Origin of the sequence: Kitasatospora sp. NPDC058243 (assembly GCF_042882025.1) — a bacterium.
Taxonomy (GTDB): Bacteria; Actinomycetota; Actinomycetes; order Streptomycetales; family Streptomycetaceae; genus Kitasatospora.
Genome location: NZ_JBHVWW010000020.1, coordinates 1 through 8996 on the forward strand (window position 1 = coordinate 1; position 8996 = coordinate 8996).

Here is an 8996-nt window from a genome sequence, read left to right on the forward strand (position 1 = left end):
CCCGGCCGCACCACGAACCGGTCGCCCACGGCCAGGCCGCCGACCGGGATCCGGACCTCGGCCCCGCCGCGCAGCACGGTGACGTCCTTGGCGCCCAGTTCCAGCAGCGCCCTGAGCGCGGCGCCCGCGGTGCGCTTGGAGCGGGCCTCGAAGTAGCGGCCGGCCAGGATGAAGGCGGTGACGCCGGCCGCCGCCTCCAGGTAGATGTTCGACGGGCCGTCGCTGCGGGCGATGGTCAGCTCGAAGCCGTGCCGCATGCCCGGCATCCCGGCGTCGCCGAGGAACAGCGCCCACAGGGACCAGAGGAACGCGGCGCCGGTGCCGAGCGAGACCAGGGTGTCCATGGTCGCGGCGCCGTGCTTGAGGTTGGTCCAGGCGGCGCGGTGGAACGGCCAGGCGGCGTAGGTGACCACCGGCGCGGCCAGCACCAGCGACAGCCACTGCCAGTTGTCGAACTGCAGGGCCGGCACCATCGCCATCGCGATCACCGGCACCGCGAGCGCCACGGCCGTGACCAGCCGCTGGCGCAGCGGGGCGAGTTCGTCGACCGGCTCGGCCTGCCCGGCTTGCCCGGTCGGGCCTTCGGCGGCCGGCGGCTTCGGCAGCGCGGCGCTGTAGCCGGTGGCCTCGACGGTGGCGATCAGGTCGGCGACGTCGACGCCCGCGGGGAAAGCGACCTTCGCCTTCTCGGTGGCGTAGTTGACGCTCGCCGAGACGCCGTCCATCCGGTTGAGCTTCCTCTCGATGCGGGCCGCGCACGAGGCGCAGGTCATGCCGCCGATCGAGAGTTCCACCTCCGTGGAGGCGGGTGCCTGGGTGGTCATCGTTGCTCCTCGTGACAGTCGTCGTTCCGGGAACGTGCTGAGCGTCTCCGGTCCGACCTCCATACCCTAGGGAGGTATCGGTCGGCGTCGAGTTCCTTTATACCCCCTAGGGGTATCAAGAACAAGCGGATACCCCCAGCAGGTATCTTCCGGGGGTCGGCGATCCGCCCCGCCCGAAACCCCAGGGAGGTACCCACCGCCGGGCGTCAGTGCCGGTCGTGCCGGCGCCCGTCCCCGACTGCGGGCTCGCCGCCCATCATCCGGAGCATGGCGCGGCCGCCGGTGCGCAGGAAGCGGGCGAGCAGGGCGGCGGCGAGGAGCAGGAAGGCGATGTTCAGCCAGGTGGTGTAGTTCCACTCGATGCCCGCCATCGGGATCTCGGCCTCGCGCTGGTCGGGGACCAGGCCGAGCGCGCCGAAGAGGAACTCGACGGTGTAGCCGGCCACCACCATGGCCGCGTAGAAGGTGCCGAGCAGGAACAGGGCCGTCCGACGCCCGTAGTACTTCCGGTAGATGTTGAGGATCGGCAGGATCAGCAGGTCCGCGAAGATGAACGCGACGACCCCGCCGAAGCTGATCCCGCCCTTCCACAGCACCACCGCGAGCGGCACGTTGCCGATCGAGCAGACGAAGGACGCCATCGCCACCAGCGGGCCGACCAGCGGACCCCACAGCCGGCCGGCGAGCGGGTGGTCGGCGAAGAAGAACGCCTGCCAGAAGGAGTCCGGCACCCAGGCGGCGATGGCACCGGCGATGAGCAGCCCGAGGACGAGGTCCTTGAGGATCGCCGCCCACTCCATCACGAACACGTGCGACACGGCCGTGACGCCCTGCCGGGACAGCAGCCGCCGGGCGAAGGAGCCCTCCCCCGCGACGGACATGTCCATCGCCGCGTGGCCCTCCATCGAGCCGGCCAGGCCGCGTTCGGCCTGGGCGCGGGCCTCACGCAGCAGCCGGTCGCGCAGCAGCAGCCGGAAGAGCAGGGCGAGGACGAGGATCATCACCGGCCCGCCGACGAACTCCGCCGCCGTGAACTGCCAGCCGAGCAACAGGGCCAGGATGACGCCGAGTTCGACGACCAGATTGGTCGAGGCGATCTCGAAGGCCATCGCGGCGGTGAAGTCCGCGCCCTTGCGGAACAGCGAGCGGGCGAGGGCCACGGCCGCGTACGAGCAGGAGGAGGAGGCCGCGCCGAGGAGGGCGGCGACGCCGAGGGTGCGGGGGCGGTCGTCGCCGAGCAGCCGGACGACGGTGGACTTGCGGACGACGGCCTGGACGACGGCGGAGAGCAGGAAGCCGAGGATCAGCGCCCAGGCGATCTCCCAGGTCATCGATCCGGCGATGGACAGCGCGTGCAGGATCGCGTGCATGGTGGGTCCGCCTTCCCTGGTGCCCCGGGTTCGCCAGCGCCGAGCACCATATACCCGTACCGGGTATCACCCCTCGCACCTCGCCGGGGGCCCGGCCGCTCCCCCGCCAGACCCCTGTCAGACCTCCGTCAGGCCACCGCCAGCGGGGCCGACGGCTGCGTCGCCCGGTCCAGCCCGAGGTTGCGGTGGATCTCCAGGGCGGCGGTGGAGCGGTTCAGCGTGATGAAGTGCAGGCCGGGCGCACCCTCGCGGAGCAGGCGCTCGGCCATCCGGGTGGCGTGGTCGACGCCGATGCGGTGAGCGGTCGGCCGGTCGCCGCGGGCCGCCTCCAGCCGTGCGGCCAGGCCCGCCGGGAAGGAGGCACCGCTGAGTTCGGCGAAGCGGGCGATCTGGCGGACGTCGGTGGCCGGCATGATCTCCGGGATGACCGGGGTGTCGCAGCCGGCCTCGGCGAGCCGGTCGCGCAGCCGCAGGTAGTGCTCGACGTCGAAGAACATCTGGGTGACGGCGTAGTCGGCGCCCGCCCGGCACTTGGCGACGAAGTGCCGGATGTCGTCCGCCCAGTTCGCCGAGCGCGGGTGGCGCTCCGGGAAGGCCGCCACCCCGACCGTGAACGCGCCGCAGCCCTTGACCAGTTCGACCAGTTCGGCGGCGTGCCGCAGGCCCCGGGGGTGCGGCTCCCAGGCGCCGTTCGGGTTGCCGGGCGGGTCGCCGCGCAGGGCGAGGACGTCGCGGATCCCGACGTCCGCGTAGCGGCGCAGGACGGCCTGGAGCTCGGCGGTGGAGTGACCGACGGCGGTCAGGTGGGCCACCGGCCGCAGCGTGGTCTGGGCGGCGATCCGCTCGGTGGTCTCGATGGTGCGGTCGCGCGAGGAGCCGCCGGCGCCGTAGGTGACGGAGACGAAGGTCGGCGCGACCGCCTCCACCCGCCGGATCGCGGCCCACAGGGAGCGCTCACCGGCGTCGTCCTTGGCGGGGAAGAACTCGAAGGAGTACGTCCGCTCGCCGGCCGCCAGGATCTCGCGCAGTCCGCGCGGGCCGCGCGCTCCGGGTCGGGTGGTGTGGTCCATGGGGTGTCACCTCGGGTGATGGGGGTCGGCCGCCTGCCGGGGCCGGCCGCCGGGATGCGGGCGGCCGCTTCCACCCTGCCGGAAGGGCGCAACGAGATTGCCACAAGGATCAGTTGACGATCGGTCGAGTCCGTTTCACGGCCATCGCGAGCGACGCCCTCAGTTACCCCTGGGGGGTATGGTACGTTCTCCAGGCGAAGCGGCCGACCGCACCCGCGGCCGGCGCCGGGCACTGACGACAGGAGCACCCCCATGTCCGAGACCACCGCCACCGCCGAGTCCCCCGCCACCGGGACCGCCACCGAGACCGCCGCCTCCTGCTGCGGCTCCTGCGGCACCGGCGCCACCGAGGCCCCCGCCACCGGGACGGCCGGGCGGGCCGTCTTCCAGGTCAAGGGCATGACCTGCGGCCACTGCGTCACCTCGGTGACCGCCGAACTGCGGAAGATCGACGGCATCACCGACGTCGCCGTGGACCTCGCCACCGGCAAGGTCACCGTCGACAGCACCCTGCCGCTCGCCGACGAGGCCGTCGCCGCCGCCATAGACGAGGCCGGCTACGGGCTGGTCGGCCGCCTCGACGGCTAGGGCGCGCCGGCCGAACGCCCCCGACGGCAGGACCGTCGGGGGCGCTCGGCTTACGGGGTGGGGGTATGCCCGGCGGGATGCGCCCGGCGGGATGCGCGCCGGACAGGCCCCGGTGAAACCCTGACCGGAGGAGGTGAAATCGCTACCATCGGGACCAACGGGACAAGCAGCAGCGGAATCCAACGATCTACGTAAATACGACAGTTGGATTCTCATCCCGCGCCGGACCGCCGACCCCGAAGGGACCCATGTCCACCGCCGCACCCGCCCTCCCCCCGTTGCACCGACTCCCCGTCACCCCCGCCCAGCCGCCCCACCCCACCACCCTCCCCGACGGCACCCCCGCCTGGCTGGTCACCCGCTACCACGACGTCCGCCAGACCCTCACCGACCCCCGCTTCACCCGCGGCGACCTGGCCACCGTCGGCACCCCCGGCGGCGGCGCCGACGTCTCCAGCAACCCGGCGTCGATGTTCAACCAGGACGGGCCGGAACACCGCCGGCTGCGCAGCACCGTCCAACGGGCCTTCACCGCACGCGCCATCGCCGGCTGGCAGCCCTGGGTCGCGGAGGGCGTCCAGCAGGCCGTCGACGCCCTCGCGGCCGGCGGCACCCCCGCCGACCTGGTCACCGCCTTCACCCGGCCGGTGCCCTTCGCCGTCACCAGCCGCCTGATGGGGCTCGACGGCGACGGCCCGGACCACCTCGACGAGCAACGGCTCCGCCGCTGGACCAGGGCGATCCTCGCCGACGGCACCCCGGACGACGGCGGCGACGCGGCCGACGGCGCCCTGGACCCGGCCGAGGCGCTCGCCGAATACGCCGCCTACACCGGCGAGTTGATCGCCCGCCGGCGCCACCACCCCGGCGAGGACCTGGTCAGCCGCCTCGTCCAGGCCGCCGACCAGGACGGCGGCGTCCCCGAGGAATCACTCGTCTACCTGGTCTGCGGGCTCACCGCCAGCGGCAACGAGAGCGTCACCGGCGCCCTCGGCAACGCCCTCGTCTACCTGCTCGGCGAACGCCCCGAGGACTGGCCCCGCCTCGCCGATCCCGACACCACCGAACGCGTCACCGAACGCCTCCTGCACTTCATCCCGCTCGGCGACGACGAGGCCACCACCCGGCGCGCCACCGAACCGGTCGACCTCGGCGGCGTCCACATCCCCGCCGGCGCCGTCCTCGCCGTCAGCCTCGGCAGTGCCAACCGCGACGCCGCCGTCTTCCCCGACGGCCTCGACGCCGGCCTCGACCACCCCCTGCCCGCCCCGACCCTCGCCTTCAGCGCGGGCCCCCACTACTGCCTCGGCGCCTGGCGGATGCGCCTGGAAATGCGCGAATCCCTCCGCCGCCTCGCCACCGCCCTCCCGGGCCTGCGCCTCACCACCCCCGTCGACCGGCTCACCTGGCAGCTCGGCACCACCACCCGCAGCCCCGCCCAGCTGCCGGTCACCTGGTAGCCGGGGGCGCCGGGCCGCCCGCAGGGAGCAGCGCGCAGCCCGCGTCGGCCCCCGGGCCGTCGCGGGCAAACCGTCCTCAACCCCAGAGCTGCTCGCCCAGCGTGGCGCCCTCGGGGGCGCCGGGCAGGACGTAGGCGACGGCGGAGGCCTGGTGCTGGACGAACGGGTTGAGGGCGTCGCGGGTGGCGAGGCGGGTCTGGACGCGGGTGAACTGGGCGGGGTCGCGCATGAAGGCACAGAAGAGCAGGCCGCGGTCGTCCGGGCCGTCGTCGTAGCTGTAGCCGCGGCGGAGCATGCGTGCGCCGCCGTCGAGGCGGGGGCTGCTGAGCCGGACGTGGGCGGTGGCGGGGATGACGTAGGAGCCGTCCGGGTTCTTGGCGTAGACGTCCGGTTCGTCGTGTTCGGCGCTGCCGGTGAGCGGGGCGCCGTCGCCCGCGCGGCGGCCGATGACCAGGTCGCGCCGGTCCGCGGGGAGGGCCGCGAAGGCGGCGACGTCCATCCGGATCCGCCGGTAGACCAGGACGGTGCCGTTCTCGTGCGCGCCCGCCGGGCCCCAGACCCACTGCCGGGCGGTCGGCTCGTCGGGGTTGGCGGTGCCGTCCTTGAAGCCGAACAGGTTGCGGGCGGTGCTGCCCGGGGCGGTGGCGGGCAGGAAGCCGGACTGGGTCCAGCGGGGCGTGGCCCCGGCGGCGCGGGCGGCGGTGGCGGCGAGTTCGGCGACGACGGTCAGCGTCCAGCGGTCGGCGCCGCAGAGTTGGAGGAGGACGTCGCCGCCGCCGCGCGCCGGGTCGAGGCGGTCGCCGGCGAAGGCCGGCAGGTCGGCGAGCGCGGTCGGGACGTTCAGGCCGAGCCGGGCGGCGAGGTCGGGGCCGACGCCCACCAGGCTGGTGAGCCGGGCCGGTTCGGCGTCCTGGAGCCGCAGGTCCGGTGAGGTCCCGGCGGTCGCGGCGGCCAGCAGCCGGGTGAGCTCCGCGAGCAGGCCGCGCAGGGCGTCCCGGCCGCCGGCGGTGGTCGCGGGTGCGAGGTCGAAGGCCAGCAGCTGGGTGGCGGGTTGCGGCGGTGTGGTCACGCCGGCCTGGCGGGGGCCGTGGAAGAGGGGCGCCGGGCCGGGCGGCGGGGCCGCCGGGTGCTGCGCGGAGCCGTCGTGGCCGCCGTGCGCCAACGCCTGGACGCCGGCGCCGAGTCCGGCGGCGAGCACCGCTCCGGCCGCGAGCAGCGCCCTCCGCTCGACACCGGGTCCGGCGGCTTCCGTCTGTTTCCGCACTTTTCCGGTTTCGGCATGCATGGGCGACATTGGAGACGATAGAACACCTCTCATGCAAATCCTGATGATGCGTCATTTCACTCGGCGGCCCTCACCTGCACGTGCCACGAGGCCCCTGCGACGGCTGTCCGCGGCGCTGCTCGCCACCACCCTGGCGCTGGCCGGCTGCGCGGCATCGGGCTCCTCCTCCGACGAGGCCCGCCATCCGGCCGGTACGGTCATCCAGGTCCCGGAGGACTTCCCCACCGTGCAGCAGGCCGTGGACGTCGCGCGCGAGGGCGAAACCGTGCTGGTCCACCCGGGCGTGTACCCGGAGAGCGTCCGGATCACCAAGCCGCGCATCGTCCTGCGCGGGACGGACCGCAACACCGTCGTCCTCAACGGCGGGGTGCGCCTCGTCAACGGCATCACCGTCACCGGCGCCGGCTCGGTGGTGGAGAACCTCACCGTGCACGGCTACCTCGCCAACGGCGTCCTGTTCACCGGCGTCACCGACGAGCACCTGCAACGGCACGGCGCCGGCGGCTCCGCGTACGACCCGCTGGACACCAACCGCTTCCCGCCCGTCCAGGGCTTCCGGGCCTCCCGGGTGACGGCGTACGACAACGGCCTGTACGGCATCTACGCCTTCGACGCGCGCGGCGGCGTGATCGAGGACTCCTACGCCTCCGGGCAGGCCGACTCCGGGATCTACGTCGGCCAGTGCAAGCCCTGCGACACCCTCGTGCACGGCAACACCGTGGAGCGCAACGCGGTCGGCATCGAGCTGACCAACGCCTCCGACGGGCTCAGCATCCTCGGCAACCGGGTGGCCGGCAACCGGGTCGGCGTGACGGTGAACTCCAACGACCTGGAGTCCCTCGCCCCGCAGCACGGCGCGGTGATCGCCGGAAACGTGATCACCGACAACAACGCCGCCGACACCCCGGAGCAGGCGGACGGCGGCTTCGGCATCGGCCTCGGGATCGGCGGCGGCACCGCGAACCAGGTGCTGCGCAACCTCGTCCAGGGGAACCGCGCCGCCGGGATCATCGTCACCGACCCGCCCGGACACCCGGCGAGCGGCAACCGCGTCGAGGGAAACCGCGCCACGGGCAACGGCGTCGACCTCGTGCTGGCCTCCACCGACCCCGGCAACTGCTTCACCGGCAACACGCCCGACACCCAGAGCCCGGACCAGTTGGAGGGCCAGGCGGCGTGCGGGGCGCAGGGCCGCGGCCCGCTCCCCGGCGGGCGGCCCGCCACCGTCATGGCGCCGCCCGGCGTGCCGTTCCACCAGGTGCAGGCCCCGGCCGCGCAGCCCTCCCTGCCCGACCCGTCGGCGCCGGGCCGGCCGGCGACGGACCTGCCGGGGCCCGTCGACCCGGACCGCTACGCCCTGCCCACGGACGCCGCCGCCGTGCCGCAACCCCGGTGAGCCCGGGCCCCGGTGAGCCGCGGCCCCGGCGGCCTCGGGGCCTCACCCGGCGGCCCACGGCGCCTCCGGCATCCGCACGCCGTCCTGCCGCCCGGTGAGGTCGACGGTCGTCGGGGTGCCCAGGCCGGGCATCCGCATGGTGACCCGGCGCAGCGAGCCGTCGCCGTCGACCCAGTAGGTGAGCGGCGACGGCCCGCCGTCCGGGGCCGCGCCCTGGGCGCGCGGGCCGGAGAAGCGGTCGTAGTCGCGGCCGTCGATGCGGTCCCGGCCGAGCAGGCGCGCCCCGGACTGGGCGAGCAGCAGCGGGTTGTCCGGCCGGTCGGCGCCGAGGCGGACCAGCAGGCCGAGCCCGGCGTCCAGCGGGTCCGCCGTGTAGGAGCGCGGCGACCAGCCGGAGCGGGGGACGTGCTCGGCCTGCTCCCAGGCGGGGCCGGAGCCGGCCGGCTCCGGGGCCAGCCCGAGGCCGTCGCCGTCCCAGATGATCAGGCCGTGGTCGAGCTGGCCCGAGGCCCCGGAGACCTGGTAACGGCCCACCCCCCGGCGGGTGCGGTAGTCCACCACCCCCTCCACCCGGATCTGCACGCCGCCGCCCTCCGCCGCGGTGAGCGCCACCGCCGCCGGGCTGGCCTGGTACAGCGTCAGCCGGGACAGCGCCAGCCGGGACGCCTCGTCCATGGTCACCGCCCGTTCCTCCGGTTCGCCCCAGGCCGTCACCCCGAGGGCCGTGGCCCCGGCGACCACCACCGCGCCGACCACCCCGACGAGCAGGCCCAGCCGCGCCCTCTTCCCGATCTTCCTACGGGCCATCTGGCAGCCCTCCTCCTGGTCAGCACCGTCGTACTGGTCGTGACCGTCGTACTTGTCGTCACTGTCGTGCGAACGAGCGGCGGGGGGGGGGGGGGGGGGGAGCGCGGCACCGAAACACCCCCCCCCCCCCCCCCCCCCCCCCTCCCCCCCCCCCCCCCCCCCCCAAAACAAAACAAAAAAAACACAAAAACAAACA

Annotated in this window: 8 protein-coding genes; 3 read left to right on the forward strand and 5 right to left on the reverse strand. The window is 74.4% G+C overall.

Annotated features, from left to right (window positions below):
• The 3 genes from ACFVX9_RS15735 to metF all read right to left on the reverse strand — a co-directional run.
• A partial coding sequence (locus ACFVX9_RS15735) for a cation transporter (protein ID WP_387982051.1) occupies nucleotides 1-824 on the reverse strand: 824 nt, incomplete at its 3' end.
• A gap of 206 nt (nucleotides 825-1030) precedes the next feature.
• Nucleotides 1031-2194 (reverse strand): permease, encoded by a 1164-nt coding sequence (locus tag ACFVX9_RS15740; RefSeq protein ID WP_387982052.1) that lies wholly within the window; start codon nucleotides 2192-2194, stop codon nucleotides 1031-1033.
• Between the two features lie 128 nt (nucleotides 2195-2322).
• The gene (gene metF / locus ACFVX9_RS15745) at nucleotides 2323-3264 is read right to left on the reverse strand and encodes a methylenetetrahydrofolate reductase [NAD(P)H] (protein WP_387982054.1); all 942 of its coding nucleotides are present in this window, start codon (nucleotides 3262-3264) and stop codon (nucleotides 2323-2325) included.
• 252 nt (nucleotides 3265-3516) lie between these two features.
• Here metF and ACFVX9_RS15750 point away from each other — a divergent pair, with 252 nt between their 5' ends.
• Both ACFVX9_RS15750 and ACFVX9_RS15755 read left to right on the forward strand, forming a co-directional pair.
• Nucleotides 3517-3852, forward strand: coding sequence for a heavy-metal-associated domain-containing protein (locus ACFVX9_RS15750; RefSeq protein WP_380486133.1), 336 nt, complete (start codon nucleotides 3517-3519; stop codon nucleotides 3850-3852).
• Nucleotides 3853-4100: 248 nt separating this feature from the next.
• On the forward strand, nucleotides 4101-5312 hold the full coding sequence (locus tag ACFVX9_RS15755) for a cytochrome P450 (RefSeq protein WP_380370629.1): 1212 nt from the start codon (nucleotides 4101-4103) through the stop codon (nucleotides 5310-5312).
• 76 nt (nucleotides 5313-5388) lie between these two features.
• On the opposite strand, the gene ACFVX9_RS15760 is transcribed toward ACFVX9_RS15755, so the two are convergent.
• The gene (locus ACFVX9_RS15760; protein WP_387982056.1) at nucleotides 5389-6597 is read right to left on the reverse strand and encodes a Dyp-type peroxidase; all 1209 of its coding nucleotides are present in this window, start codon (nucleotides 6595-6597) and stop codon (nucleotides 5389-5391) included.
• Between the two features lie 31 nt (nucleotides 6598-6628).
• Here ACFVX9_RS15760 and ACFVX9_RS15765 point away from each other — a divergent pair, with 31 nt between their 5' ends.
• Nucleotides 6629-7993, forward strand: coding sequence for a right-handed parallel beta-helix repeat-containing protein (locus ACFVX9_RS15765; protein WP_387982058.1), 1365 nt, complete (start codon nucleotides 6629-6631; stop codon nucleotides 7991-7993).
• A 42-nt stretch (nucleotides 7994-8035) separates the two neighbouring features.
• Here ACFVX9_RS15765 and ACFVX9_RS15770 read toward each other — a convergent pair whose 3' ends face one another.
• Nucleotides 8036-8800, reverse strand: coding sequence for a hypothetical protein (locus tag ACFVX9_RS15770; protein WP_063346597.1), 765 nt, complete (start codon nucleotides 8798-8800; stop codon nucleotides 8036-8038).
• Nucleotides 8801-8996: the final 196 nt, after the last annotated feature.